This window comes from Nonomuraea sp. NPDC049709, from assembly GCF_040674815.1.
Lineage (GTDB): Bacteria > Actinomycetota > Actinomycetes > Streptosporangiales > Streptosporangiaceae > Nonomuraea.
This window is the reverse complement of sequence record NZ_JBFANM010000121.1, coordinates 1-26,845: the sequence shown is the minus strand read 5'-3', so window position 1 is coordinate 26,845 and position 26,845 is coordinate 1. Positions and strand designations below refer to the sequence as shown.

General features: G+C 72.4%; 23 protein-coding genes. 15 read left to right on the top strand and 8 right to left on the bottom strand.

What is annotated here, in order from left to right; translation table 11 throughout:
* Positions 1–78 precede the first annotated feature (78 nt).
* Positions 79–2,016: an ABC transporter permease gene (locus AB0J69_RS57065; protein WP_364136840.1), complete on the bottom strand. Its 1,938-nt coding sequence runs from the start codon at positions 2,014–2,016 to the stop codon at positions 79–81.
* Positions 2,013–2,696, bottom strand: coding sequence for an ABC transporter ATP-binding protein (locus tag AB0J69_RS57060; RefSeq protein WP_364136838.1), 684 nt, complete (start codon positions 2,694–2,696; stop codon positions 2,013–2,015). Before AB0J69_RS57060 ends, AB0J69_RS57065 begins: the two co-directional genes overlap by 4 nt.
* A 91-nt stretch (positions 2,697–2,787) precedes the next feature.
* Here AB0J69_RS57060 and AB0J69_RS57055 point away from each other — a divergent pair, with 91 nt between their 5' ends.
* The gene (locus AB0J69_RS57055) at positions 2,788–3,435 is read left to right on the top strand and encodes a response regulator transcription factor (RefSeq protein ID WP_364136836.1); all 648 of its coding nucleotides are present in this window, start codon (positions 2,788–2,790) and stop codon (positions 3,433–3,435) included.
* 46 nt (positions 3,436–3,481) lie between these two features.
* Positions 3,482–4,195 carry a DUF4328 domain-containing protein gene (locus AB0J69_RS57050; protein WP_364136834.1) on the top strand — a complete coding sequence of 238 codons (714 nt, stop codon included), beginning with the start codon at positions 3,482–3,484 and terminating at the stop codon, positions 4,193–4,195.
* Between the two features lie 39 nt (positions 4,196–4,234).
* On the opposite strand, the gene dnaE is transcribed toward AB0J69_RS57050, so the two are convergent.
* The 3 genes from dnaE to AB0J69_RS57035 form a co-directional block, all read right to left on the bottom strand.
* Complete coding sequence (dnaE, locus tag AB0J69_RS57045) at positions 4,235–7,882, bottom strand: DNA polymerase III subunit alpha (RefSeq protein ID WP_364136832.1); 3,648 nt, start codon at positions 7,880–7,882, stop codon at positions 4,235–4,237.
* Positions 7,882–8,148, bottom strand: a complete 267-nt coding sequence (locus tag AB0J69_RS57040) for a DUF6504 family protein (protein ID WP_168015120.1) — start codon at positions 8,146–8,148, stop codon at positions 7,882–7,884. Before AB0J69_RS57040 ends, dnaE begins: the two co-directional genes overlap by 1 nt.
* 79 nt (positions 8,149–8,227) lie before the next feature.
* Entirely contained in the window at positions 8,228–8,974 is a 747-nt protein-coding gene (locus AB0J69_RS57035; protein ID WP_364136830.1) for a GntR family transcriptional regulator, read from the bottom strand.
* A gap of 112 nt (positions 8,975–9,086) precedes the next feature.
* Here AB0J69_RS57035 and AB0J69_RS57030 point away from each other — a divergent pair, with 112 nt between their 5' ends.
* The 6 genes from AB0J69_RS57030 (at position 9,087) to AB0J69_RS57005 (ending at position 15,249) form a co-directional block, all read left to right on the top strand.
* Positions 9,087–10,241 (top strand): ABC transporter substrate-binding protein, encoded by a 1,155-nt coding sequence (locus tag AB0J69_RS57030; RefSeq protein WP_364136828.1) that lies wholly within the window; start codon positions 9,087–9,089, stop codon positions 10,239–10,241.
* Complete coding sequence (locus tag AB0J69_RS57025) at positions 10,238–11,062, top strand: ABC transporter permease subunit (protein WP_364136826.1); 825 nt, start codon at positions 10,238–10,240, stop codon at positions 11,060–11,062. The genes AB0J69_RS57030 and AB0J69_RS57025 overlap by 4 nt, the downstream gene beginning before the upstream one ends.
* Positions 11,050–11,898: an ABC transporter permease subunit gene (locus AB0J69_RS57020; RefSeq protein WP_364136824.1), complete on the top strand. Its 849-nt coding sequence runs from the start codon at positions 11,050–11,052 to the stop codon at positions 11,896–11,898. The genes AB0J69_RS57025 and AB0J69_RS57020 overlap by 13 nt, the downstream gene beginning before the upstream one ends.
* The gene (locus AB0J69_RS57015) at positions 11,895–12,968 is read left to right on the top strand and encodes an ABC transporter ATP-binding protein (RefSeq protein WP_364136822.1); all 1,074 of its coding nucleotides are present in this window, start codon (positions 11,895–11,897) and stop codon (positions 12,966–12,968) included. The genes AB0J69_RS57020 and AB0J69_RS57015 overlap by 4 nt, the downstream gene beginning before the upstream one ends.
* Complete coding sequence (locus AB0J69_RS57010) at positions 12,958–13,548, top strand: HAD family phosphatase (RefSeq protein ID WP_364136820.1); 591 nt, start codon at positions 12,958–12,960, stop codon at positions 13,546–13,548. The genes AB0J69_RS57015 and AB0J69_RS57010 overlap by 11 nt, the downstream gene beginning before the upstream one ends.
* A gap of 75 nt (positions 13,549–13,623) precedes the next feature.
* Positions 13,624–15,249: a serine/threonine-protein kinase gene (locus tag AB0J69_RS57005; RefSeq protein ID WP_364136818.1), complete on the top strand. Its 1,626-nt coding sequence runs from the start codon at positions 13,624–13,626 to the stop codon at positions 15,247–15,249.
* A gap of 177 nt (positions 15,250–15,426) precedes the next feature.
* Here the strand turns inward: AB0J69_RS57005 and AB0J69_RS57000 are convergent, their stop codons facing one another.
* A complete protein-coding gene (locus tag AB0J69_RS57000) occupies positions 15,427–15,975 on the bottom strand; it encodes a TetR/AcrR family transcriptional regulator (protein WP_364136816.1) in 549 nt (182 codons plus the stop codon).
* 169 nt (positions 15,976–16,144) lie between these two features.
* On the opposite strand from AB0J69_RS57000, the gene AB0J69_RS56995 reads away from it, so the two are divergent.
* The 4 genes from AB0J69_RS56995 (at position 16,145) to AB0J69_RS56980 (ending at position 20,992) form a co-directional block, all read left to right on the top strand.
* On the top strand, positions 16,145–17,908 hold the full coding sequence (locus AB0J69_RS56995) for an ABC-F family ATP-binding cassette domain-containing protein (RefSeq protein ID WP_364136814.1): 1,764 nt from the start codon (positions 16,145–16,147) through the stop codon (positions 17,906–17,908).
* Positions 17,909–18,128: 220 nt separating this feature from the next.
* Entirely contained in the window at positions 18,129–18,992 is an 864-nt protein-coding gene (locus tag AB0J69_RS56990) for a virginiamycin B lyase (protein ID WP_364136813.1), read from the top strand.
* 429 nt (positions 18,993–19,421) lie between these two features.
* Positions 19,422–20,369, top strand: coding sequence for a quinone oxidoreductase (locus AB0J69_RS56985; protein WP_364136811.1), 948 nt, complete (start codon positions 19,422–19,424; stop codon positions 20,367–20,369).
* A 5-nt stretch (positions 20,370–20,374) separates the two neighbouring features.
* On the top strand, positions 20,375–20,992 hold the full coding sequence (locus tag AB0J69_RS56980) for a LysE family translocator (protein ID WP_364136809.1): 618 nt from the start codon (positions 20,375–20,377) through the stop codon (positions 20,990–20,992).
* Between the two features lie 14 nt (positions 20,993–21,006).
* On the opposite strand, the gene AB0J69_RS56975 is transcribed toward AB0J69_RS56980, so the two are convergent.
* Positions 21,007–21,753 carry an ATP-binding cassette domain-containing protein gene (locus AB0J69_RS56975; protein WP_364136807.1) on the bottom strand — a complete coding sequence of 249 codons (747 nt, stop codon included), beginning with the start codon at positions 21,751–21,753 and terminating at the stop codon, positions 21,007–21,009.
* A 120-nt stretch (positions 21,754–21,873) separates the two neighbouring features.
* Between AB0J69_RS56975 and AB0J69_RS56970 the strand changes: the two genes are divergently transcribed.
* Both AB0J69_RS56970 and AB0J69_RS56965 read left to right on the top strand, forming a co-directional pair.
* Complete coding sequence (locus AB0J69_RS56970) at positions 21,874–22,686, top strand: patatin-like phospholipase family protein (RefSeq protein WP_364136805.1); 813 nt, start codon at positions 21,874–21,876, stop codon at positions 22,684–22,686.
* Positions 22,687–22,714: 28 nt separating this feature from the next.
* Entirely contained in the window at positions 22,715–23,719 is a 1,005-nt protein-coding gene (locus AB0J69_RS56965; protein WP_364136803.1) for a 1-acyl-sn-glycerol-3-phosphate acyltransferase, read from the top strand.
* 34 nt (positions 23,720–23,753) lie between these two features.
* Here AB0J69_RS56965 and AB0J69_RS56960 read toward each other — a convergent pair whose 3' ends face one another.
* A complete protein-coding gene (locus AB0J69_RS56960; protein WP_364136801.1) occupies positions 23,754–25,244 on the bottom strand; it encodes a cobyric acid synthase in 1,491 nt (496 codons plus the stop codon).
* A 135-nt stretch (positions 25,245–25,379) separates the two neighbouring features.
* Here AB0J69_RS56960 and AB0J69_RS56955 point away from each other — a divergent pair, with 135 nt between their 5' ends.
* Positions 25,380–26,693 carry an MFS transporter gene (locus AB0J69_RS56955; protein ID WP_364136799.1) on the top strand — a complete coding sequence of 438 codons (1,314 nt, stop codon included), beginning with the start codon at positions 25,380–25,382 and terminating at the stop codon, positions 26,691–26,693.
* Positions 26,694–26,845 lie beyond the last annotated feature (152 nt).

The following is a 26,845-nucleotide window of genomic DNA, read 5'->3' as shown; positions in this document are numbered from 1 at the left end:
CTGGGCGGCGTCGGAGGAACGGCTGATCTCGGGGGCGCCGCGGGGCGCGGGCCGCGCGCCGGCCCCGCGCCCGGATGGCTAGTCGGGGCGCGGGGCCGGGTCGGCGGTGACCGAGCGCAGGAGGGGGCGGCTCAGCGCGCCCGCTCCGATCACGCCGGCGAAGCCCGCGACGACGCAGCCCACCAGGGTCGTCACACCGATCACGTTGATACCGCCGATCATGAACGGCATCGCGCAGAACGCCCCGACCAGGATCGCCCCGCCGCCCATCACCGTCAGCGGGATGAGCGTCTCGGCCCGGCGGGCCCGGTCGAGCACCTCCAGCGGCGTGCCGGCCAGCCGCAGCAGCCCGTACGCCTGCCGCCGGTCTAGCACCGACGACATGGCGGTGATCCCCGAGCTGGCGATGGCCACCAGGAACGACACCGACAGCACCACGATCGTGCCCACGCGGACGTCGGCGAGGATCTGGGTGCCGAAGCGCTGGTCGTCGGTCTCCGTGGTGGGCGTGCGGCCGGGGACGAGCCTGGAGAGCGCCGTGCGGGCCCGGTCCAGCGTGGCCGCGTCGGCGGCGCTGCCCAGGGACGCGACCACGACGTTCTTGACGGGCTGCACGGTGGCCGTCACCCCCGCCTCACGCAGCCGCTCGCGGGCCCGGCCGGTCAGCTCCGCCGCCTGCCCGGCGGGCGCGGTGACGCGGAGCTGGGGCGGCCCGGCCGCCTGGTCGTCGAACGCCGCCGGGCTGAGCAGGCCGAGGAAGCCCGCCACGAAGCCGGTCAGCGCCACACCGCTCACCGTCCGCCAGGCCGAGCGCGGGTCGTCCACGAGCCGGCGGCCGGCGAGCAGCCGGGCGGGGCCGCGCGCGCTGCCGGCCGTGATCCGGCCGATCATGCCGACCACCCACGGGCCGGCCAGGTTGACGCACAGGAACGCCAGGGCGAGCGCCACCGCGACGATCGCCACGCTGGTGCCCCTGGTCAGCAGCGGGAACGCGGCCAGCACCGCCAGCAGGGCGAGCACCCGTACGAACCGCATGGCGGGCGGCGTCTCCCGCTTGGCCACGCCGAGCGGGCTCACCACGACCCGCCGCAGCCCGGCCACCGCCGACAGCCCCACCAGCAGCGGCACCGCGACCAGCACGGCGGCCAGGATCAGCGGGTCCGGGAACAGGTCCGAGGCGAACCACGGGCCGCCCTGCATCCGGATCCCGGCCAGCAGCGGCACGGCCAGGGCGAAGGCGACGGCCCCCGTGAGCGCGCCGGCCAGCGCGACGATCACCGCCTCGGTCACGGTCATGGCCACGACCTGGCCGGGCGTCGCCCCGACCAGCCGCAGCGCGGCCAGCCGCTGGTCGCGCCGGGCCACCGTGAGCCGGGCCGCCGCGCCCCCGAAGACCAGCAGCGGCACCACCATGAGCACGCTGGCGATGAGCGAGAGCATCCGGTACGCCTCGGCGTCCTCGCTCGGCTTCCCGGCCAGGCTCGCGACCTTGGCGGGCGGCTTGGCGACGATCCAGTCGTCGCTGCGGGCGGCGGTCATCGCCGGTGCGCCGGGCTCGTGACCGACGACCGCGACCAGCTCGCCGGGGTGGACGAGCGCCTCGTCGCCGAGCACGCCCTCGGGATCGGGATAGCGGTCGGCGAGCTCGGCCGCGGGCAGCTCCTTGGCCAGCTCGGCCAGGGCCGGCGACAGCCACACCTCACCCGGCGCCGGGAAGCGGGGCAGGCCGGACGGCGGGGCGGGGGCCTTCCCGAGCGCGGCCAGGTCGATGACGGTGATCGCCTGGTCGCGGACGAAGTCGTAGCGGGACGCCTCGACGGCGACCGCGCCGGAGGAGACCGGGACCGGGTTGCGCCAGGCGCCGCGCTCGGCCCTGGCCTGGAAGGCGGAGTTCGCGGCCACCGCGAACAGCAGCAGCGCCGTGGCCACCGCGACGGCCCCCAGCGTGAGCCAGGTGCCGAGCATCCCCCTGCGGCCGCCGCCCTTGAGCAGGCGCCAGGTGAGGTCGAGGTTCACGCGCGCACCCCGCTCGCGCCCGCCAGGATCCGGCCGTCGCGGACCTCGACCATGCGGTCGCACCAGGCGGCCACGTTCGGGTCGTGGGTGACGACGATCAGGCAGGCGCCGTTGTGCTTGGTCGCCTCCACCAGCAGCCGCATCGTCTCCTGCCCGGTCTGCTGGTCGAGCGCGCCCGTGGGCTCGTCGGCGAAGACCACGGCCGGCTTGCTCACCAGCGCCCTGGCGATGGCCACCCGCTGCGCCTGGCCGCCGGACAGCTCGCCCGGCCGCCTGGTCTCCATGGAGTGCAGGCCGAGGGGCGCGAACCACTCGCGCGCCTGGCGTACCGCCTGGGCCCTCGGCACCCCGCCCAGCATGAGCGGGAGCGCCACGTTCTCCTCCGCGGGCAGCTCGGGCAGGAGCTGGCCGAACTGGAAGACGAAGCCGAAGCGGGTGCGCCGAAGCGCGCTGCGCTGCCGCTCGCCCATGGCGTCGATGCGCTGCCCGAGCAGGTGCACCTCGCCCCCGTCCGGCTTCATGATCCCGGCCAGGCAGTGGAGCAGGGTCGACTTGCCGGAACCGCTCGGCCCCATGATCGCCACGGCTTCACCGGCCCGTATCGCTATGTCCACGCCGCCGAGGGCGACCGTCTGCCCGAACCGCTTGGCCAGGGCCCGTCCAACAAGCACGTCGTTCATGGCGTCCAGCCTGCCGGGAGCGGGGTGGCCGGAGGATCAGCCGTGCGTCCATAACCGCCTCGGCCGAACGGCTGATCCTTAGAGTTGGGGTGTGACTATTCGGGTTCTCATCGCTGACGACCAGCAACTGGTACGCACCGGCTTCCAGATGATTTTGGACGCCCAACCGGACATGGAGGTCGTGGCCGCGGTCGCGGACGGGGCGGAGGCCGTGGCGGAGGCCAGGCGGCTGCGGCCGGACGTGTGCCTGCTCGACATCAGGATGCCCAAGCTCGACGGGCTGGAGGTGACCCGCGCGCTGGCGGGCCCCGGCGTGGAGAACCCGCTGCGGGTGGTCATCGTCACCACGTTCGACCTGGACGAGTACGTCTACGGAGCCCTGCGCTCCGGTGCCACCGGCTTCCTGCTCAAGGACAGCGGGCCCACGCTGCTGATCGAGGCGGTCCGGGCGGCCGCGGCGGGTGACGCGCTGGTGTCGCCGTCGGTGACCGTGCGGCTGCTGCAACACCTGGCCCAGCCCCGCCGGACGATGCTCCCGGTGAACGAGCCGCTGACCGATCGCGAGCTGGACGTCGTACGACTGGTGGCCAGGGGGCGGACGAACCAGGAGGTGGCCGCGGAGCTGTTCGTGTCGCTTTCCACCGTGAAGACACATCTCGGCAGCATCTTCGCCAAGCTCGGTGTCCGTAATCGGGTTGGAATCGCAGCTTGGGCGTGGGAATCCGGCGTGGTGAGCTGATTAACAGCGGGGCTCCCGGGATACAAGTGAATCAGAACCTCAGCGCATGGCCCGGGGGGAGAACAACGTGCGCTACACCCAGGCATCGCCGAACAGAGCCGCCTCTGCCGTATATGTGACACTCACCGCTCAGGTCCTCTCCCTCGGCGCTTTGGTGATCTTCGAACAGGCCCGCGGCCGCGAACTCGCCGCCCAGCTCGCCGCGTTCGGCGGCCGTCCCGAGGGGGCGGACGCGGAAGCGGTGGTGGGGGCGGTGACGACGTTCGCGGTGCTGATGATGCTGGTGGCGGGCACCTCGATCGCGGCCGCGGCCGCCTACGTGACCTGGCTCGTGCGGGCCAGGCAGGCCAACGACCGCTCGGCCGCGACGGGCCCGGTGGCGGCCGCCTGGCTGCTGCCCGGCGTCAACCTGATCGCCCCGGCGGTGCTGGTCGACGACGTGTGGCGGGGCACCCGGCCGCCGGCGGGCCGCCGCGGGCGGTGGCTGGCGCTGCTGTCGGGGTGGTGGCTGAGCTGGCTGGCCGCGCTGGCGCTGGTGACGATCCGGCTGCCGCTGGGCGCCTCGGCGGGCGACCTGACGGGGGTGGGGATGCCGGAGCTGGCCTGCGCGGGGCTGGCGGCCGTGCTGTGCGCGGCGACGGTGCGCGAGCTGAGCCGGCTGCAGCGGGCGGCCCGCTGCGCCAAGACCCCCGAGCCCGGCACCGTGCGCGCCTTCTCGCCGTCCGCCACGATCGAGGGCCTGGCGACCGACCCCCGCTGATCGGCGGGGGCACGGCATCCGCTCCCACGAGGGAGTGGATCAGGCCGCCGTCGGGCCCGAGCTGCCCGGGCTGGCGTGCCAGAGCTGCCTGGGCGGATTGGCCGCGATGGCCGGGCCGAGGTCGGAGTAGGGCGAGAGGCGGAAGCCGTTGGCGTACTCGATCTTGCGGCCGCCCACCCCGGCCAGCTCCTCCGGGGCCCGGTCGATGACGGCGCGGACCGCCTCGATGCCCTGGGAGCGCCGGAGCGCGTCCAGGTCGGCCAGGTTCCAGCAGTCCACCGCCCGCATCGACACCGCCCGTGTCCCCGTGCGCCGGACCACCCCCCTGGCCAGCACGAGCCACGAGCCGAACACGATCGACGCGCACCGCCCCTGCACCGACTCGAAGAACGTCAGGTCGATCGGCCCCGTCGAGTCGTCGAGCGTGGTGAAGATGACCCGCTGACCCGAACGCACGGCCGGCGTCTGGGTCGCCACCTTGACCCCGGCGACCAGGATCTCCGCCCCGTTGCGCTGGGCGAGCAGATCCCTGGAACGTACCACCCCGAGCGCGTCGAGCAGCTCGTCGTGGAAGCTGATGACGTGCCGGCTGACGTCGATGCCGAGGATCTCCAGCTCGGCCTCGACCATCTCCGTCTCCGTCATCTCGGGCAGCTCCCCCGGCGGCAGGTGCTCGCCGAACCCCAGCGGCAGCTGGACCGCCGGAGGAGCCGCGTTCTGGGTGGACGACAGGTCCATGTGCGAGCTGTAGCGCCGGGACTTGCGCGGGCCCGCCTGCACGCCGATCGCCGAGGTCCGGTCGAGCACGCCCACCTGGGCGATCAGGTCGCGGCGGGTCAGCTCGCCGGGCCGCCAGCGGGGCCCGCCCGGGTGCAGGTCGTGCAGCGCGTCCAGGCCGCCGACCTGGACGATCCGCTCGATCGTGGGCCGCGAGGGCCGGGCGCGGTCCCAGAAGTCGGCCAGCGACGTGTACGGCTGCCCGGCCACCATGCGCTCGACCTCCGCCTCGCTCACCCCCTTGATCGCCGAGAACGGCACCCGCAGCGCGTACCCCTTGCCGATCTCCCCGACCTTGAACTCCCGGCGCGCCCGCGCGCCCTCCAGCGCGGCCGGCCGCACCCGCACCTGGACGCGCGGCCCGAGCCGCTCCACCCGCCAGTCCTTGCCCGACTTGTTGACGTCGAGCGGCAGGATCTTCACCCCGCACTGCCTGGCCTCGTCGATGATGACCCGCGGCGGGTACATGCCGGGCTCGTGCGTGAGCACCCCGGCGAAGAACGCCGCCGCGTGGTGCCGCTTGAGCCAGGCCGACTGGTAGGTGGGCAGCGCGAACGCCGCCGCGTGCGCCTTGCAGAACCCGAACGCCCCGAACGCGTCCAGCACCTGCCAGGCCCGCTCCACGGCCGCCTCGTCGAACCCGTTGGCCTTGGCCAGGGGGACGAACGCCCGGCGCACCCGTGCGCGCCCCTCCGGCGTGTCCAGCGTGCGCCGCAGCTTCTCGGCGTACGACAGGTCGCGCCCGGTCATCACCGAGATGATCTTCAGCACCTGCTCGTGGAACACCACGACCCCGTGCGTCTCGTTCAGCGCCTCCCGCAGCCTCTCGTGCGGGTAGTACGGCTGCCGCCACCCGTGCCTGGCCTCCAGGTAGGGGGTGACCATGTCGGAGTTGACCGGCCCCGGCCTGAACAGCGAGATGTCCACGATCAGGTCGTGCATCCTGCGCGGCTCCAGCTTGGCCACCAGCTCGCGCTGGCCCGGCGACTCGATCTGGAAGCAGCCGAGGGTGCGCGAGGCGCAGATCATGTCGTAGGTCTCCTGGTCGTCGTGCGGGACGTATTGCACCTCGGGGTCGTCGCCGTGCTGGGTGTCCAGCTCGACCACGACGTCGTCCACCCGCTTGATCTCGGTCAGCGTGTACGCCATGGCCGACTGCATCCGCACGCCCAGCACGTCGAGCTTGAGCAGCCCCGCCTCCTCCACGTCGTCCTTGTCGAACTGCGACATCGGGAACTCCAGCAGGCTGCGCTCCACCGGCGTCCGGTCCCGCAGCGCCGAGTTGCCGATCAGCACGCCGCACGGGTGCAGCGCGATGTGCCTGGGCAGCCCGTCGAGCTTCTCCGCCAGCCGGAACACCCGGTCGAGCCCCGCCTCGCCGAGCCGGCTCTCGCGCAGCTCGGGCAGGTCCTCCAGGGACGCGGTGATCTGCCTGGCCCTGATGTGCGGGAACGCCTTGGCGATCGCGTCGATCTCGTGCGGCGGCAGGCCCATGGCCCCGGCCACGTCGCGGATGGCGCTGCGCGCCCGGTAGGTCTCCATCATGGACACGCAGGCCACGCGGGACTCGCCGTAGCGGTCGAAGATGGCCTGGTAGCAGTCGAGCCGGCGGGCCGACTCGACGTCCACGTCGATGTCGGGCAGCCCGATGCGGCCCTCGGACAGGAAGCGCTCCATGAGCAGGCCGTGGTCGATCGGGTTCACCTCGCCGATGCCGATGAGGTAGTTGACCAGGCTGCCGGCGCCCGAGCCGCGGATGGCGCAGCGGATGCCCATGCCGCGGATCATGTCCGTGATGCCGGCCACGGCGATGAAATATCCGGACAGGCGCTTGCGCTCGATGATGGCCAGCTCGTCCCGGAGGCGCTCCTTGGCGTCGGCGGAGCGGTCGAGGCCGCGCCTGATCAGCCCGTCCTCGACCCGGTGGCGCAGCAGCGGCACCGGGTCGCGGCCGATCTCCGGCAGGTGCAGGGCGGGCGGGTCGTTGCGCAGCGCGAGCAGGTCGAGCGGATCCATCGAACACGCCTCGGCCAGCCGCCTGGTGGTGAACAGCAGCCGGGCCACCCGCTCCTGGTCGCCGGCGCACACCTTGGCCGCCACCTGCCGCATCTCCTTGGTGCTCTTGAGGTAGGCATGGGAGGTGGTGCGCTCCAGGTGGCGCGGGTGCAGCGGGACGAGCTGGCGGGCCGCGTCGAGCACGTCGCCCACCTGGTGGTCGGCCGGGTCGAGGTAGCGCACCGCGTTGGTCAGGATCGCGGGCACGCCCATGGACTCGGCCAGGCCGAGCATGCGCACGGCCGTGGTCGCGTCGCGGAAGCCGTACTGGTCGACCAGCTCGATCACCACGCCGGGCACCGCGGCGCGCCACAGGCCCAGCAGCGTCCTGGCGTGCTCGTCGCGCCGCTCGGCCACCGCACGGCCCACGTCGGACCTGGGGCCGAGCAGCACCACGAGCCCGTCCTCGGCGCCGAACCCGTGGTCGCCGCCGGGTCCGCCGGCCCACTCGCCGACCAGCTCGCGGGTCACCTTGGGCGCGCCCCGCTCGCCCGTGTGGTGGGCCGCCGTGACCAGGCGGCACAGGCGGGCCCAGCCCCTGGCGCGGGCCAGCACCGTGACGCGGTCCTCGGCGTTCGGGCCGGTCCTGGGGCGCGGCGGGCGGATGCCCGGCACCGGGGTGAAGGCGGAGGCGTGGACGTCGAGTGCCAGGTTCACGCCGAGCACCGGGGCGACGCCGGCCTCCGCGCACGCCTGGGCGTGCTTGATCGCGCCGTAGAGGCCGTCGCGGTCGGTCAGCGCCAGGATGTCCATCCCGTGCTCCACCGCCCGGCTCACCAGCGCTCGCGGGAACGCGGTGCCGTAGCGCATGGAGTACGCGGAGCTCACGTCGAGGTGCGGGAACGGGGGCGCCATCAGTCCCACGCCCTCAGCAGCAGCCAGCCGTTGCTGGCGGTGTCGTAGCGCAGCTCGTAGGAGCCCACCTCGCGGCCCGGGCTCGCCTCCACCCGCCAGAACTGGCGCTCGCCGGGATCGCCCTCACCGGTCTTCCACCACTCGCGCGCGACCACCCACTGGTCGAGGACGCGGCGGACGAGATAGAGCCGATCCCGCCAGACGAACTGGGTCGGCTCCCCGTCCCGGGTCCACACCTCTATCGGATCGCCATAGAGTCTGCTCAAGACGCTTCTCCCCGCGGCTCTTGTCCGTATGCTGAGCCACCCGGGGGAAGACGGGCGCTTATGACTCGAACATATGTTCTCAGCGCTCGAAACGCAAGTCGCCTGCCTGCCGCACGAGAGGGTTGGCGCCGATCGAGTTGCGGATGCTGAAGGCCACGCTGCCCGCCCGGTAACGGTCGTCCGACGACTCCACGGGGCGGCCCTCGTGGGTGGTCGTGGTCCGGCGCTGGCGCAGGAGCGGGCTGCCGCGGCGCACGCCCAGCAGGCGGGCGTCCTGGGCCCCGGCGGGCACCGCGTCGATGAGGTGCTCGCCGTAGGCGAACACCAGGCCGACGGACTCGTACAACGCCTCGGTGACCGACTCGCAGTCGGCGGGGAGCCGCTCGACGGCGGCGGCCACCCACCCGGCGTAGACGGTGCGCTCCACGAGGACCGGCTCGCCCTCCAGCGAGCGCAGGCGCAGCACCTCCAGCACCTCCTCCGAGGCGAGCCTGGCCGGCTCCGCGCCGCTCGCCGGCCGGCGGCGCTGGGCGATCACCTGGCCGCCGAAGCGGTAGCCGTTCGCGCGGGCCCACTGGGCGAAGCTGTGCAGCTCGGCGAAGCTCTGGCTGCGCGCGTTGCCGAGCACGATGCGCCTGGCGCCCTGGCGGGAGCCGACCAGGCCCTCGGCGGCCAGCACGGCCACCGCCTGGCGTACGGTGCCGCGAGCCGCGCCGTAGCGCTCGGCCAGCTCCGCCTCGCTGGGGAGCTGGGAACCGACCGGATGAACGCCGGAGAGGATCTCGTCCCGCAGCTCATCAGCGATCCGTTCATAGCGCGAAACCATCACCGACCATCCCTATTCACGAAAGAGCAATGTTTATGGGACTTACTGGTGCTCGCTTGTTTGTACAAGTTCCCCTACGTTCGTGCCACACCCCCTGGAAATTGGAGGCGTCGTGCTCACATCTCGCGCCCGTGCGACCGGCGTGGTCGCAGTCCTTACCGTAGTCACCGCGGCGTGCGGCGCCGCTCCCGGCACCCAGCAGACCACCCAGGCCTCGCAAGGCGGGGTGAACGCCGCCACCGCCACCTCCGCCGCTGATTTCGGCGGGTTCGACAAGCTCGTCGAGGCGGCCAAGAAGGAGGGCAACCTGCACGTCATCGCCCTCCCGCCGGACTGGGCCAACTATGGCGAGATCATCGAGAAGTTCCAGGCCAAGTACGGCATCAAGATCGAGAGCGAGACTCCCGACGCGGCCAGCGCCGACGAGATCAACGCCGTGAAGACCCGCAAGGGCCAGGACCGCGCCCCCGACGTGCTGGACCTGGGCCAGTCGTTCGCGATCAGCGGCGCCGCCGAAGGGCTGTTCGCGCCGTACAAGGTGCAGACCTTCGACAAGATCCCCGAGGGCCAGAAGGAGGCGACCGGGCTCTGGGTCAACGACTACGGCGGCTACGTGTCCATCGGCTGCGACGCCAAGCAGATCAAGGTCTGCCCGACGAGCTTCGCCGACCTGCTCAAGCCCGAGTACAAGGGCCAGGTCGCGATGAACGGCAACCCGACCAAGTCGGGCTCGGCCTTCGCCGGCGTGTACGCGGCCTCCATCGCCAGCGGCGGCTCCTTCGACGACATCCAGCCCGGCATCGACTTCTTCAAGAAGCTCAAGGAGGCCGGCAACTACAACCCGGTCGAGACCACGCCCGCGACCATCGAGAAGGGCGAGACCAAGATCAGCATCGACTGGGACTACAACAACGCCGCCTACGCGCCCCAGATGGCCGCCAAGGGCCTCGACTGGAAGGTGAACGTCCCCACCGACGGCAAGTACTTCCAGATGTACGCCCAGGCGATCAACAAGGACGCCCCCCACCCGGCCGCCGCCCGGCTGTGGCAGGAGTACCTCTACAGCGCCGAGGGCCAGAACCTCTTCCTCAAGGGCTTCGCCCGCCCCGTCCTGCTGCCCGCCATGACCACCGACGGCACCGTGGACCAGGCGCTGGCCGACAAGCTGCCCGCGGTCGAGGGCGAGCCCACGTTCCCGACGACCGAGCAGGTGGACGCGGCCAAGGCCAAGCTGGCCAGCGGCTGGGACGCCGCGATCTCGGGATGACCCGCTCCCGTTCGAGGGGCTGGCTCGGCGCGCTGCCGCTGCTGGCGTTCTTCGCGCTCGTGTTCGGCATCCCCGCCGTGGCGCTGGTGGCCGGAGCGTTCACGGCGCAGGGGCGGCCGAGCCTGTCCAACCTGTCACAGAGCCTGCAGGGCGGTTACCTCACCGCCATGGCCGGCAGCGTCAAGCTGTCGGCCGTGGTGGCGCTGCTGGGGGCCGTCCTGGGCACCTTCCTCGCCCACGCCGTCGTGACCTCGCGCAGCACGCTGCTGCGCGAGTCCGTGCTGACCGCGTCCGGGGTGCTGGCCAACTTCGGCGGGGTGCCGCTGGCGTTCTTCTGGATCGCCACGCTCGGCAACTCCGGCGTGATCAGCGGCCTGCTGGGGCTGCCCTCCGGCTCCCTGTACACGTTCTGGGGGCTGGTCGTCGTCTACCTGTACTTCTCGGTCCCGCTGATGGTGCTGGCCATGGCCCCGGCGCTGGACGGGCTGCGCCCGCAGTGGCGCGAGGCGGCGGCCAACAGCGGGGCCACCACCTGGCACTACTGGCGCTTCGTCGCGCTGCCGGTGCTGGCCCCGGCCATGCTGGGCGGGGTGGTGCTGCTGTTCGGCTCGTCCTTCTCCGCGTACGCGACCGCGAACGCCATGGTCGGCACCGTCGTCCCGCTCGTCACCCTGAAGATCGCCAGCGCGCTGACCGGCGACGTGCTGGTCGGCTACGAGAACATCGCGCTGGCGCTCAGCCTGGACATGATCGTGGTGGCCGGGCTGGTGATGGCGATCTACCTGCCGCTGCAGAGGAGGACCTCCCGATGGCTGCACTGACCGGTCTGGAGGGGGTATCCGGCGCCGCTCCCCGTCGCCCGCCGCGGGCGTGGCGCGGCGCGGTGTTCCTGCTGGCCGCCGTCTACTTCCTGGTCCCCCTGTGCACCTCGCTCTGGTACACGATCTACACGCCGACCTCCGGGGTGTCGTTCTCGGCGTACGGCGAGCTGTTCACGGCCGAGGGCTTCGTCCGCTCGCTGTCGCTCTCCCTCGGGCTGGCCGTCGCCACGATCGCGCTGGTGCTGCTGCTGGCACTGCCCGCGATGCTGGCCGTGCGGCTGTTCGCGCCGCGGCTACGGCCGGTCATGGAGGTGCTGTGCACGCTGCCGCTGGTCGTGCCGCCGATCACGTTCGTGGCCGGGATCGGCACGTCGCTGCGCAACGGGACCGAGGTGCTGGCGCCGACGCCGTTCTGGGCCACGCTGATCGCGGTGCAGGATCCGGCGTTCCCCGTGGTGCTGGTGCTGGCGTACGTGGTGCTGGTGCTGCCGTTCGTGTACCGGTCGCTGGACGCCGGGCTGCGCACGATGGACGTGCGGACGCTGGTGGAGGCGGCCCGCAACCTGGGGGCCTCCTGGCCGTACGTGCTGGTGCGGGTGATCGTGCCCAACCTGCGCTCGGCCCTGGCCAGCGCGTCGTTCCTGACGCTGGCCCTCGTGCTGGGCGAGTACACCGTGGCCAGCCTGCTCGGGTACGAGCCGTTCGCGGTGTGGATCGTGACCGTCTCGGGCTCCAAGGGACAGCTCTCGGTCGCGGTGTCGATCCTCAGCCTGCTGCTCATCTGGCTGCTGCTGCTCGGAGTGTCCACCATCTTTGGCAAGGAGAAGGGGAAATGACCGCATCGGTGGAGTTCCGTGCCCTGCGGCGGGAGTTCGGGAAGACGGTCGCGCTGGACGGCCTCGACCTGATCATCGCGCCCGGGGAGTTCGTCGCCCTGCTGGGCCCCTCGGGCTGCGGCAAGACGACGGCGCTGCGCTGCGTGGCCGGGTTCGAGCGGCCGGACTCGGGGGCGGTGCTGGTGGACGGCAAGGACGTCACGAACGTCCCGGCCAACAAGCGGGACGCGGGCATGGTCTTCCAGTCCTACTCCCTCTTCCCCAACCTGAACGCCCGCGACAACGTCGCCTTCGGCCTGCGCGTCCGCAAGGTGCCGGTGGCCACCAGGCGGGCGAAGGCCGACGAGCTGCTCGAACTCGTCGGTCTGCCCACGCACGCCGACCGCTACCCGCACCAGCTCTCCGGCGGCCAGCAGCAGCGCGTCGCGCTGGCCCGCGCGCTCGCCCTGGAGCCGAGCGTCCTGCTGCTGGACGAGCCGCTGTCGGCACTGGACGCCAAGGTCCGCGTGACGCTGCGCGAGGAGATCCGCCGCATCCAGCTCGACCTGGGCATCACCACCATCTTCGTCACGCACGACCAGGAGGAGGCCCTGTCGATCGCCGACCGGGTGGCGGTGCTGCGGGACGGGCGGCTCGAACAGGTCGGCGCGCCCGCCGAGGTGTACGACCGTCCGGCCACGCCCTTCGTCGCCGAGTTCGTCGGCACCATGAACCACCTGGCCGGGCGGGTGTCCGGGGACCAGGTCACGGTGCTCGGCCAGCTCCTCCCGGTGGACGGTCCCATTCCCGAGGATCCGTCCGTGGACGTGCTGATCCGTCCGGAGGCGGTCCAGGTCGTACCGTCCGTGGACGGGCCCGCCGAGGTGCTGGCCGCCTCGTTCCGCGGCTCCTCCGTGCGGCTCAGGCTGGCGGTGGAGGGCGGGGAGGTGCTCGCGGACGTGCCGGGACACGAGGCGATCCGGCTCGGGCCGGGCACCCGCGTCACGGTGCGGCTGGTGGAGCGGCCCGTCCTGGTGGCCGCCCGTACGGTCACCGTCCCCGTGCCGGTCGTGCCCGCCGATGCGGTCTGACCTGCCCGAGGCCGTCCTGCTGGACCTGGACGGCACGCTGGTGGACACCGAGGGGCTCTGGTGGCAGGCGGTCGCCGCCGTCGCCGGCTCCCTCGGCCGCCCCCTGTCCCCCGCCGACGCCCCGTACGTACACGGCCGCACGATCGAGGACGTGGCCGGCTTCCTCGGTGAGCCGGAGCTCACCGGACGGCTCACCGACGCCTTCGCCGACCGCGTCGTACGGGACCTGACGCTCATGCCGGGGGCGCGGCAGCTCCTGTCGGACCTGTCCGCCACCGCCATCCCCACCGCCCTGGTCAGCGCCTCTCCCCGGAGCATCGTGGAGCTGGCGCTGCCGCGGCTGGGGCACGCGTTCGACCTGGTGATCGCGAACGAGGACACGGAGCGGGGCAAGCCGTGGCCGGACCCGTACCTGGAGGCGGCCCGGCGGCTCGGCGCGACACCCTCACGGTGCGTGGCCGTCGAGGACAGCCCGACCGGGATCGCGGCGGCCACGGCGGCGGGGTGCCGGGTGCTGGTGGTGTCGCAGGAGAGCGGGCTGCCGTCGCTCGATCGCCTGCGCGGGTCCTTCCCGCCCTGATCGTTACCCTCGGTGTGCGCGTGTCCGTACGCGGGAACTGCGGCGGGAAGGCTTGTGTCGGTAAGCTAGCGCGCCGTGAGCGGTGAAACCTCCCACATCGGGCGCTACAGGCTGCTTAGTGTGCTGGGGCGGGGCGGGATGGGCACGGTCCATCTGGCCGAGGATCCTGCTGGGCAACGGGTCGCCGTCAAGGTGATCAACCCGGAGCTCAGCCAGCACGAGCAGTTCCGCATGCGGTTCCGCAGGGAGGCGGACGCGGCGCAGCGGGTCCGCAGGTTCTGCACGGCCGCCGTGATCGAGGCCGCGCTCGACGGCGACCAGCTCTACGTCGTCACCGAATACGTGCCCGGCCCCAACCTCGACGAGGCCGTACTCCAGTCCGGGCCCCTGCGCGGGTCCAGCCTCGACGCGCTGGCCGTCAGCGTGGCCACCGCGCTCACCGCCATCCACGGGGCCGGGGTCGTGCACAGGGATCTCAAGCCGTCGAACGTGCTGCTGTCACCCGTCGGCCCCCGGGTGATCGACTTCGGCATCGCGCGGGCTCTCGACACGCTCGGCGGCGTCACGAGCACCGGCGAGATCGTCGGCACGCCCCGCTACATGGCTCCCGAGGTGCTGCGGGGCGACCCGGTGTCCCCGGCCTGCGACGTGTTCTCGTGGGGCTGCCTGGTGGCGTTCGCGGCCAGCGGGCGGGCGCCGTTCGGCGGGGGCACGCTGCCGTCGATCGTCTACCAGGTGCTCAACACCGAGCCGGACCTCGACGCCGTCGAACCCGGCCTGCGCGAGCTGGTCGCCGCCGCCCTGCACAAGGACCCGGCCACGCGGCCCACCGCGCAGCAGCTGCTCGACCACCTCGTCGGGCGGGAAGCGGCCCCCGAGCAGGCGGCCCGGACCGTGAGCGTGGCCTGGCAGCAGTCCACCCTCCCCTACACGCCCGCTCCGCCCGCGAAGCCGGGGCGGGGCAAGCTGTACACGGGTCTCGCGGCGGCCGCGGCCGTCCTGGTGGCCGGGGGCGTGACCGCGTGGGCCGTGCTGGCCCCCGGCGGGCCGCCCGACGACCTGAGCGTCCTCTACCGGGAGGACTTCACGCAGACCACCGGCGGCTGGAACGGCGTGTACGACCCGGAGGAGACCACGAGCTACGGATACCGGACCGACGGGACCTACGGGCTGGACGTGGAGGAAGGGTACGAGGAGCGGTGGGCCAAGGCCCCTCTCCCCTTCCTGGTCACCACGCCGACGGCCACGCCCGGCCCGTCGGCCACGCCCACGCCGATGTTGCCCTCGTCCGTCGTCGTCGCCGTCACCGCCGAGGTCAAGAAGTCCGTCGGCACCGGCGAATACGGCCTTTACTGCCACAACTCCGATGACGACGACACCTACTACGAGTTCGGGCTGGACACCACCGGCAAGGCCCGGATCCGGCGCATCCTGGACGGGGCGGGCGGCACGCTGGCCGCTCCCGTACAGGTGGACGGCCTGCCGGGCGGCAAGACCCGGATCGTGGCGTCGTGCGAGCAGGCCGGGAGCACCGTGCGGCTGACGATGTGGGTGAACGACGAGCAGGTGCAGCAGGTGGAGGATCCGAACGGGATCGGCAACGGGACTCTCGGGTTGTTCGCGCGTACGCCGAAGGACGGCAAGTCGCTGCTGAAGACCACGTTCGACGACTTCGAGCTGCGCGGCCAGAAGGAGCCCTGACAGCCCAGCCCGGGCCGCCAAGGGCTCCCGTCCGGGCCGCCAAGGGCTCCCGTCCTGGCCGCCAAGGGCTCATGTTCTGGCCGTCAAAGGCTCCCGTCCGCGCTGTCGAAGGCTCCCGTCCGGACTGTCGAGGGCTCCCACCCAGGCTGTCGAGGCTCTCGTCGGCGCTGCCGAGGGCTACAGGACTCCGGCGCGGGCCGCGGCCAGTGCCGCGTCGGCGGCGCGGTCGGCGTCGCGCTCGGTCACCGGCTCGTGCGCGACGAACAGCCGGTAGTAGACGGGCGCGACCGCCACCCTGATCACCTCCCTGACGTCCACGACGTCGGGCAGCTCACCCCGCTCGACCGCCCGCCGGACCACCTCCGCCGACTGCTCGTGCCGGGCCACGAAGAACTCGTGCAGCGCCCGCGCGGCGGCCGGATTCTGTACGGCGGCCGCCACGAACGCCGACGACACCGGCCCCAGCTCGGGGTCGGCGAACCCGCTGCGTACGAGCTGGACGATGCCCCGCAGGTCACCCTCGATCGAGCCGGTGTCCGGAATGGGCCACGGCTCGTCCCTGGCCAGCTCCAGCGCGTCGGAGATCAGCCCTTCGACACCGCCCCAGCGCCGGTAGACGGTCGTCTTGTGCACGCCCGACCGCTCGGCGACGCTCTCCACCGTCAGGCCGGGGTAGCCGCGCTCCACCAGCTCGGCGAGCGTGGCCTGGCGCACGGCGTCACGCACCCGCGCGCTTCGTCCTCCGGGGCGCTTGCTGGTCTCCAATTACTACTCCAGTTGCGTTAGCCGTCTCCGCATGGCATTCTAACGCTACAACAGTAGCGATTGGAGTTCCATCCTGATCCACCTCCGCGGGGTTACCAAGTCATACGGCGAGCGAGCCGTCCTCACCGACGTGTCCATGTCCGTGGGGCCGGGCGAGCGCGCCGGCATCGTCGGCGAGAACGGCTCGGGCAAGTCCACGCTCCTGCGCCTGCTGGCCGGGGTCGAGCGGCCCGACGACGGCGAGGTGCGCGTGACCGGCGACCTCGGCTATCTCGGGCAGACTCTCGGGCTGCCGCCCGGCCACACGGTTCAGCAGGCCGTCGACGCCGCGCTGACCGATCTGCGCGCCATGGAGCGCAGGATGCGCGAGCTGGAGTCGGCGCTCACCGAGTCGGCGCCCACCGACGAGGTGATGGACGAATACGGCGAGCTGCTCACGGCGTACGAGCTGCGCGGCGGCTACGAGGCCGACGCGCGCGTGGACAAGGCGTTCCACGGCCTGGGGCTGGCCCACGTGGGCCGCGACCGGCGGCTGTCGAGCCTGTCGGGCGGGGAGCAGGCGCGGCTGGGCCTGGCGTGCGTGCTGGCCGCCGGACCGCGCGTCCTGCTGCTCGACGAGCCGACCAACCACCTCGACGAGCCGGCGCTGGCCTGGCTCGAAGAGCGCCTGCGCGAGCACCGGGGCACGGTGGCCGTGGTCTCGCACGACCGCGTCTTCCTCGACCGGGTCGCCACGGCCGTCCTCGAGGTCGAGCACGGCACCGTGACCCGCTTCGGCGGCGGCTACCCGGGCTTCCTCGCGGCCAAGACGGCGGCCAGGGCGCGCTGGGAGCAGGCGTACGCGGCCTGGCGCGAGGAGGTGCGGCAGGTGCGCGAATACGCGGCCACCACCGCGCACCGGGTGGCCGCGGGGCGGCTGATGCGCGACAACAACAAGATGGCCTACGACCGCAATGCCGGCCGGGTGCAGAGCTCGGTGGCGGGCCGCGTCCGCAACGCCCACGAACGGCTCCGCCGCCTGGAGTCCGACCCGGTCCTGCGCCCTCCTGACCCGCTACGCTTCCGCGGCACGTTCGGCACCGCCGTCCCGGCCGACCACCTGCCGGCCGCCCCACCGCCTTCGACCCAGGACACCCCCAGGCGATCGGCCCCGGACACCACCAGGGGATCGGCCGCGGACACCACCGACCAGCCCGCCCGCGGTGGGGCCGAGCAGACCGCCGGGGAGACGGGCGCGCAGGCGGCCGAGGTGACCGGCGCTCAGGCGGCCCGTGGCGGTGCCCAGAGGGTCCGTGGCGGGGCCGAGGAGGTCCGTGGCGGGGCTGAAGGGGCCCGAGGCGGGGGCGAGGGGGCGGGTCCTCGCGTGCTCGTGGAGTTGCGCGACGTCCGGGTCGGTGACCGGCTGCGGGTCGAGGCGCTGACGGTCAGGGCTGGCGACCGGTTGCTGGTTCGGGGGGTCAACGGCGCGGGCAAGTCCACGCTCCTGCGCACCCTGGCGGAGCGGGCCGAGGGCAGGGTGGGTTACCTGCCGCAGGAGGTGACCTTCGATCCGGACCAGAGCGTGCTGGAGGCGTACGGCGTGGGTTATGCGGACGAGCGCAGGGCCGCGCTGTTGAGCACCGGGCTGTTCCGGCCGCACACCCTCGACCAGCGGGTGGGCACGCTGTCAGTCGGGCAGCAGCGTCGGCTGGCCCTGGCCAGGCTGCTGGCCGGGGAGCACGGCCTGCTGCTGCTCGACGAGCCGACGAACCACCTGTCGCCGGTGCTGGCCGAGGAGCTGGAGCAGGCCCTCGACGCCTATCGGGGTGCGCTCGTCGTGGTGTCCCACGACCGCGCCCTCGTCCGGCGCTTCCGTGGAACAGCGATCGAGGTGGAAAGGGGGCACGTACGTTGACCGAGCCGCCGATCAAGCACGCAACCCCCTCACCGACCGAGGCGCCGACCGACGCCGACCGGCATCAACCGGCCAGGACTTCGGCCGGGAGCAACCAGCCGCCACCGGTCAGGAGTCCGGCCCGACAGCAACCGACGCCCACGGGCCAAGGGCTCCGGCCGACAGCCACCGGCACTTGCAAGCAGGACGACCAAGCCTCTCGGGGGAACATATGTTGACCATGATCAAAGACGGCGCGCCGTACGGCATCGCCACCGCGCCGGACGGGGGGCTGTGGTTCACGCTCGTCCACCAAGGGCGCGTGGGGAGGATGGTGCCCGGTGACGAGCCTGTGATCCACCAGCTCGACCCGGCCGACGGGTTGCCCACGGTGATCGCGCCCGGGCCCGACGGAGCCATGTGGTTCACCGAGTGGAAGGGTGGACGGGTCAGCCGCATCACCGCTGACGGGCGGCGCACCGTACACGAGGTGAGCTCTCCGTACGGGATCGCGGCGGGGCCCGACGGGGCGATGTGGTTCACCCAGATGGAGCCCGGCCGGATCGGCCGGATCGGCGCCGACGGGGCGTTGACCGAGTTCGACGTGCCGGTGGAGGGTGGCATGCCGTCGTTCATCACGGCGGGTCCCGACGACGCCCTCTGGTTCACCCTCAATCAGGGCAACGCCATCGGCCGCATCTCGTTGGCGGGCGAGGTGAGCGTTCATCCGCTTCCCACGGAGAGCGCCGCCCCGGTGGGGATCACGCTGGGCCCGGACCAGGCCCTGTGGTTCGTGGAGATCGGGGCGGGCCAGGTGGGGCGGATCGACACGTCCGGGGCCATCACCGAGCACCCGCTTCCCGACCGCGCCGCCCGTCCCCATGCGATCATCGCCGGCCCGGACGGCGCGCTCTGGTTCACGGAGTGGGCCGCCGACCGGGTCGGCCGCATCACCACCGATGGGGTGATCGAGGAGTTGCCGCTTCCTGAGCTGCCGGGGGAAGGTGACGGCGGGCGGAAGGCCGAGCCGCACGGGCTGACCGTGGGGCCGGACGGTGCCGTATGGGTAGCGCTGGAAGCGGGTGCCCTGGCCCGGCTCAGCTGACCGGCGGAGGCGGCTTCAGATGGCCTGCTTTCCGCCTCGCCCGGCCCCGACGGCCGATCACGGGCCCACCCGGCCGAGCGGCCTGTCCCCGCCTCGCCCGGCCGCATGGCCTGTCCCCGCCTCGCCCGGCCGCATGGCCTGTCCCCGCCTCGCCCGGCCGCATGGCCTGTCCCCGCCTCGCCCGGCCGCATGGCCTGTCTTCCGCCCCGCGCGGCCTGTCACGGGCGCACTCAGTAGAGCGGCCTGTCACCGCCTCGCCCGGCCGCACGGTCTGTCATGACCTCGCCCGGCTGGGCGGTCTGGCGTGGTCTGCGGCGGACGGGGCGTCATGAGGCTTTCGACGCCCCGGCCCCGTCGCGGTTCTCAAGTGGTGGGTGGAACGCCCGACCCGGGTGGCATCGTCTGGTGGTGGCGGAGTTGACTAGGGGCATGCATGCCATCATCGTCTCCGCCCAGGGCGGCCCCGAGGTTCTGGAATACGTCGAGCATCCCGATCCGACTCCCGGTGACGGGGAGATCGTGGTCGACGTCGCCGCCAGTGGCGTCAACTTCATCGACATCTACCACCGCTCCGGCGCGTACCCGCTCAACCTGCCCACCTCCATCGGCTCCGAGGGCGCGGGGACGGTGTCGGCGGTCGGGGCCGGGGTGCGGGACGTCTCGGTGGGCGACACCGTCGCGTGGGCCAACGTCCTCGGGAGCTATGCCGAGAAGGCCGTGATCCCGGCCGGCAGGGCGGTGCCGGTGCCGGAGGGGGTGTCTGCCGAGGTGGCGGCGGCGGCGATGTTGCAGGGCATGACGGCCCACTACCTGACCCACTCCACGCACGAGGTCAAGGAGGGCGACCAGGTTCTCGTCCACGCGGGCGCGGGCGGGATGGGGCAGTTGCTGATCCAGCTCGCCAAGCTCAAGGGCGCCAAGGTGTACGCCACGGTCTCCACCGGTGAGAAGGAGAAGCTGGCCCGGGAGGCGGGGGCCGACGAGGTGCTGGGGTACGACGGCTTCGCCGAGGCGCTGCGGGGCAAGATCGACGTGGTCTACGACGGCGTCGGCAAAGCCACGTTCGACGGCGGACTGGAGGTGCTCCGCCCGCGCGGCCTCATGGCCCTGTACGGCGCCGCCAGCGGCCCGGTGCCCCCGCTCGACCCCCAGACGCTCAACAAGAAGGGCTCGCTCTTCCTCACCAGGCCCACGCTCATCCACTACATCGCCGAGCGCGAGGAGCTGCTGCGGCGCGCCTCCGACCTGTTCGGCTGGATCGCGGCCGGGCAGCTCCGGATCAACGTCTCGCACCGCTACCCCCTGGCGGACGCGCGGCAGGCCCATGAAGACCTGGCGGCCCGTCGTACGACCGGAAAGCTGCTTCTCATACCCTGACGTTCATGGACATCGCAGGATCGATCTGGTCGTTCGCCGCCGTGGTCGCGCTGCTCACCCTGACTCCCGGCCTCGACACGGCCCTCATCCTGCGGACGTCCCTCCTGGCCGGGCAGCGGCCCGCCTGGGGCGTGACGCTGGGCATCCAGGCCGGCACGCTGACCTGGGGCGTGCTCACCGCGGCCGGGCTGTCGGCGCTCCTGGCGGCCTCCGAACTGGCCTACGACGTCCTGCGCTGGGCCGGGGCGGCCTATCTGGTGTGGATGGGGCTGCGCATGCTCATGACCAAGGCAGAGGCGCAGGACATGCCGGAGCGGCAGGAGGTCCGGTTCTGGAAGGGGTTCCGGCGCGGGCTGATCACGAACCTGCTCAACCCCAAGGTGGGCGCCTTCTACGTGGCCATGCTGCCGAACTTCATCCCCCAGGAGGCGCCGCACGCGCTGATGGGGCTGGCGCTGGCCGGGGTGCACGTGGTGGAGGGGCTGGTGTGGAGCGCGGTGCTGATCGGGTTCGCGTCGCTGATGAGCGGGGTGCTGCGCTCGGCCAGGGTACGGCGGTTCCTCGATCGGCTGACCGGGGTCGTGATCGTCGGGTTCGGCGTACGCCTCGCCGTCAGCGACTGACGGACCGGCTGGCTTCAGCGCGCGAACCCGGCCGGCCGGCCGAGGAGGCGGGCGCCCAGGACGGCTGTCAACAGGGTGAAGCGCTGTGTCGGGTCGTCCGGGGAGAAGCCGGTCAGGCGGCGGATGCGTTCCAGCCGGTACGTCACCGCCCGCGGGCTCAGCCCCAGCCGCCGCGCCGCCGCCGTCTGGTTGCCGTGCGAGGCGAAGACGGCCTCCAGCGTCTCCAGCAGCGGCTCGTGTCCGCCCCGCGCCTCCAGCAGCGGGTTCAGGACGCTGGTCACGAGATCCTCGATGGCGTTCCTGTCCAGGATGAGGAACTCCGGTTCGTGCATGAATGCCTGGATCAGCCCGACCTTCTGCCTGTTGCCCTTGGAGAGCTTGCGCATCTGCACCGACAGATCGGCCTCGAACCGCTCCGCCAGCGCGTCGATGCGGGTCTCCGGCACGCCGCCGCGTACCCTGCCGAGGAAGCGCAGGTAGTGCCTGGCCCGCTCGCGGCCCTCGAGTGCGAGCTCGCCGGGCAGGTAGCCGATCCTGGAGCGGATCGCGGGCTCGCGCGGGTCGGCGCCGAGCACCCGTACCGAGCTGCGGGTGGGCCTGATCACGTCGAGGAGGAGCCGGATCGTGGTGGTCTTGCCGGCGCCGTTCGGCCCGAGGTAGCCGAAGATCTCGCCCGGCTGGATCTCGAGCGTGAGGTCCTCCGGGCCACGGCGGTTGCCGTAAGACTTGGTCAGCCCTTCGGCCTGCACCACTGCTGTCATAACCGAATCGTCCCGCTCGCCGGGCCCGTGCGTCATCGGGCGGGTCCGGCAGCTTGTTTCGCGCTTCGTTTCCGGGACACGGCAAGAACTTCCGGGAAAGGTCCAGAGGGGTGGTGCCGGGTGGAGACCGCGTTCGTGCTCGGTGGGGGCGGCGTGCTCGGCGCGCACGAGGTCGGCATGCTGCGCGCGCTCGACGAGGCAGGGATCCGGCCCGACCTGGTGGTGGGCACGTCCGTCGGGGCGCTGAACGGGGCGGTCATCGCCGCCGGCCCCGCCGAGGCGGTCGGCAGGCTGACCACCTTGTGGCGGTCCGATGTCGTACGTACGGCGTTCGCCGGCTCCTGGGTGTCCCGGCTGTCCACACTGGCCAGGACGCGCACCCATCTGCACCCGATCGGCCCGCTGCGTGAGGTTCTGAGCGAGACCGTGCGGGTTTCCCGGATCGAGGAGCTGGAGGTCCCGTTCCAGTGCGTGGCGGCCTCGGTCGAGCGGGCGGCGGCGCACTGGTTCACCGGCGGGCCGCTGGTGGAGGCGGTGCTGGCCTCGTGCGCGGTGCCCGGGCTGCTGCCGCCCGTCGTGATCGGCGGCGAGCACTTCTTCGACGGCGGGCTGGTGCACAGCATCCCGATCGGGCGGGCGGTGCTGCTCGGGGCCAGGCGCGTGTACGTCCTGCACGTCGGCCGGATCGAGCGCCCGCTGTCGCCGCCCCGGCGGTTCTGGGAGGTGGGCATGGTGGCGTTCGAGATCGCCCGCCGGCACCGCTTCGCCGAGGACCTGGCCACGCTGCCGCCGGGGGTGGAGGTGCACGTGCTGCCGGCCGGGGTGACCGAGCCGCTCTCGCCGCTGCGCTATCGCGACGTGTCGCAGATCTCGGCCTGTATCGACCGCGCCTACCAGGCGTCTTCGCGCTATTTGCGGAGCAGGGGAGGATGATGGAAGTAAGTCCTTGAGGGAGGCCGCGTTGCTTCCACCGCGTATTCTGCGCCGGCTCGTCCTGGCTCCGCTGGTCATCGTGGTGACCGTGTTCATGCTGGTGACGCTGCCGTTCTGGCTCGTCGTCACGGCGGCGGCGTCCCTCCGGCTGCCACCGCCGCAGCGCAGGGGGCTGCGGTTCGTCTGGTTCGGGGTGGCGTGGCTGACGCTGGAGTCGGCGGTGCTGATCGCGTGCCTGTGGTTGTGGGTGGCGGGCGGGACCCGGCGCCAGGAGCGGCACTACGAGCTGGTCAGGTGGTTCCTGTCGAAGGTGTACGCGGCGGCGGTGCGGATCTTCCGGCTGGCCCTGGACATCGAGGAGCCGGAGCCGACGGAGGAGGAGCGGGCCGCCCGGCTGACCCGGCCGATCATCGTGCTGTCGCGGCACGCGGGCCCAGGCGACTCCTTCTTGCTGATCTATCACCTCCTGGCGCGCTACCGGCGGCGGCCCCGCATCGTCATGAAGGCCGCCCTCCAGTACGATCCCTCGCTCGACGTGATCATCAACCGGCTGCCGAACGCGTTCGTGACGCGCAAGGCCGGGCACCGGCGCATCATCGACGAGATCCACCACCTGGCCGCGACCATGGGCGACCAGGACGCCCTGGTGATCTTCCCCGAGGGCGGGAACTTCACCCCGCGCCGCCGCCGGCTGGCCATCAGGCGGCTGGAGGAGAAGGGGCTGGCCGAGGAGGCCGAGCGGGCGCGCGGCCTGGACCACCTGCTCCCGCCCCGCCCGAACGGCGCCATCACGGCCATCGAGGCGTGCCCGTCGGCGGACGTCATCTTCGTCGCGCACACCGGGCTCGATGACCTGATCACGCTGGGGGACGTCTGGCGCAAGCTGCCCTTCAGCGCGCACATCACCGCGAAGTGGTGGCGCGTGCCCGCCGACGAGGTGCCCCAGGCGCGGGAGGACCGGATCCGCTGGCTGTACGACCACTGGGAGCAGATCGACGCCTGGATCAGCGCCCAGCGCATGGCCAGGACCTGAGGTTCAGGCTCTCCGGGGCTCGGGAGGTCGGGGCTCAGGCGGTCGGGGCGCCCGGTGGGAGCGTCGGGAGGCCCTCGGGCGGGCCGTGCTCGATGAGGCGGAGCAGCGCGTCCGTGTCGAGGTGCCGCTCGACCAGGTCCCCGAGCGCGTCGAGCCGCTCCTCCCGCAGCCGGGCGAAGTCGGTGGCGGGATCGGGTACGAAGTCACGCCCCGCCCGCCCGGCCACGTCGGCCAGGAAGGCCCGCCGGAACCCGTCGTTCTCCAGGGCGCCGTGCCAGGTCGTGCCCCAGACGTTCCCGGCCCGGCAGCCGTCCAGGAACGGCTCGCCCCCTTCCACCGTCGCCATCCCGTGGTGGATCTCGTACGCCCGCACCGGCTCCCCGTACGCCGCCCCCTCGGGCCTGCCCAGCCGCTTCTCCCGCCCGAACTCGACCCGCACCGGCAACATCCCCAGCCCCTCGACCCGCCCGGCCCCCGACTCGACCTCGTCCACGATCTCCCGCCCCAGCATCTGGAACCCGCCGCAAACACCCAGGACAGGCCCTCGACGCGCGCGGACGGCCGCCGCCAGGCCGGTTTCCCGCAGCCAGGCCAGGTCGCTGACCGTGGCCCGCGAGCCGGGCAGCACCACCAGGTCGGCGTCGTCCAGCTCCATCGGATCGCTCGCGAACCGCACCACCACGCCCGGCTCGGCGGCCAGCGCGTCGACGTCGGTGAAGTTCGAGATCCTGGGCAGCCGCACGACCGCCACCCGCAGGGTCTGCCTGCCGTGCGGCGGGCGTACGGCGACGCGGCGGCTGTCGAGGGCCAGGGAGTCCTCGACGTCCAGCCAGAGCCCGTCGAGCCAGGGCAGCACGCCGTACACCTCCCGCCCGGTCAGCCGGCGCAGCATGTCGAGCCCGGGCTCCAGCAGCTCCTTCGCGCCGCGGAACTTGTTCACCACGAAGCCGGCGACGTGGGACTGGTCGGCGGCGTCCAGGAGGCCCACCGTGCCGTAGAACGCGGCGAACACCCCTCCCCTGTCGATGTCGCCGACCACGATGACGGGCAGGTTCGCGGCCCTGGCCAGGCCCATGTTGGCGATGTCGCCGCGGCGCAGGTTGATCTCGGCGGGGCTGCCCGCGCCCTCGCACACCACCACGTCGTACTGCTTCCTGAGCCGCCCGAGCGCCTCCAGCGCCGAGGTGCGCAGCAGGTCCTTCAGCGCGCCGTACTCCATGGCGTCCACGTCGGCCACCGGGCGGCCCATGAGCACGACCTGGCTGCGGCGGTCGCTGCCCGGTTTGAGGAGGATCGGGTTCATGTCGGCGACGGGTTCGAGGCCGGCCGCCTGCGCCTGCATGGCCTGGGCCCGGCCGATCTCGGCGCCGTCGGCGGTGACGTACGAGTTGAGCGACATGTTCTGCGCCTTGAACGGCGCGACCCGGACGCCCCGTCGGGCCAGCCAGCGGCAGATCCCGGCGGTGACCACGCTCTTGCCCGCGTCTGACGTGGTCCCCGCGACCAGCAGTGCCCCCTTGACCATGCGATCACCGTACCGGAGGGGTGAGTCACGAAATTTCGCGGTAATCACCCATTTACGAACGCTGTGACTTCTGCCACTCTGGCTAGAACATTGCCCTAGAACTCAATTCTAGATTTCCCTACGGAAAGGGTGGGCATGGTCGGGACGTTCGGTTCGCCGCGTACAGGCACCATCGACGCGCAGTCCCGCGCGCCATTCGGCTGGGCACCCCTCGTGGTGCTCTTCATCGTCGGACTAGTGGACCGGATCGAGCACAACCTCCTATCAGGCGTGCTCCCGCTCATACAGAAGGAATGGGGCTTCAGCGACACCGCCGCCGGCTCCATCCCGACGGCCGCCGCCCTGGCCGCGGCCATCGTCTCCTTGCCCGCCGGATACCTGGCGGACCGCTTCAGCCGCACGCGGATCATCGCGGTGGTCGTCTTCATCTGGGCGATCGCCACGCTGGGATCCGGCCTGGCCACCGGCTTCGCGCTGTTCTACCTGATGCGCGTGGTGCTGGCGGCGGCCGAGAACATCGACAACCCGGCCGCGGGCAGCCTGCTCGCCGACTACTACCCGCCCGCCAGCCGGGCCAAGGCGTACGGGCTCACGCGCGTCACCACGTACCTGGGCGGCGTCGGCACCCTGCTCGGCGGCGTGCTGGCCCAGGCGTACGGGTGGCGCTCGGCGTTCCTCATCATGGTGATCCCCGGGCTGCTCACGGCGGTGCTCGTCTGGTTCCTGCGCGAGCCGCGGCGCGGCGAGCTGGACCGGCTGGTGGCCACCGGCGAGGCCGAGGTCAAGCCGGAGGCCGCGCCCAAGCCGCCCTTCTGGGCGCAGTTCCGCCAGGTGATCGTCATCCCGACGCTGGTCTTCGTCTGCATCGGCCTGGCCCTCCTCAGCCTCGGCCTGGCCGGCGTCTTCTACTGGATGCCCACGCTCATGGTGCGCGGCTTCGGTGTCGGCGTGGGCACGGCCGGCTCCCTCAGCGGCCTGATCACCATCGCCGGAACGCTCACCGGCACCCTCGTCGGCTCGTGGCTGGGCCGGAAGTGGCACGGCACCCGCAAGGGCGGCCGGCTGCTGGCGGGCGGCGGCGGCATCACGGCCGGTTCGCTGGTCCTGGCCGCCGCGCTGTCCATGGACTCGGTCGTCGCGCTGACGGTCCTGGTGCTGGTCGCGTGCTCGCTGATGTCTATCGCGATCCCCAACATGACGGCATGCCTGGCGGACGTGGTGCCGGCCGCCTCGCGCGGCCTCGGCTTCGCCGTCCTGCAACTGCTCCTGACGTTCGGCGCCGCGTTCGGCTCGCTGGTCGTCGGCATCGCCTCGGACCAGTTCGGGTCGCTACTCTCCGGCATGTACATCCTGGTGATCCCCATGATCGTGGGCGGTCTGCTCACGCTCGGGGCCAGGGCGTCGTTCGAGCGGGACGCGAACAAGGTGCTGGAGGACGCGCGCCGCTGACCGTACGCGCGAGACAAGGCCACGGTCCCGCGTGCCGCTGACGGCACGCGGGATTGGTGGCCGGGGGGGGGGCCCCCGCCAGCCCCCGCGCCCAACGCTCAACCCGAGGGCGGCGGGCGCCGCGGTCTCGGAAGTGAACACGAATTATCTCC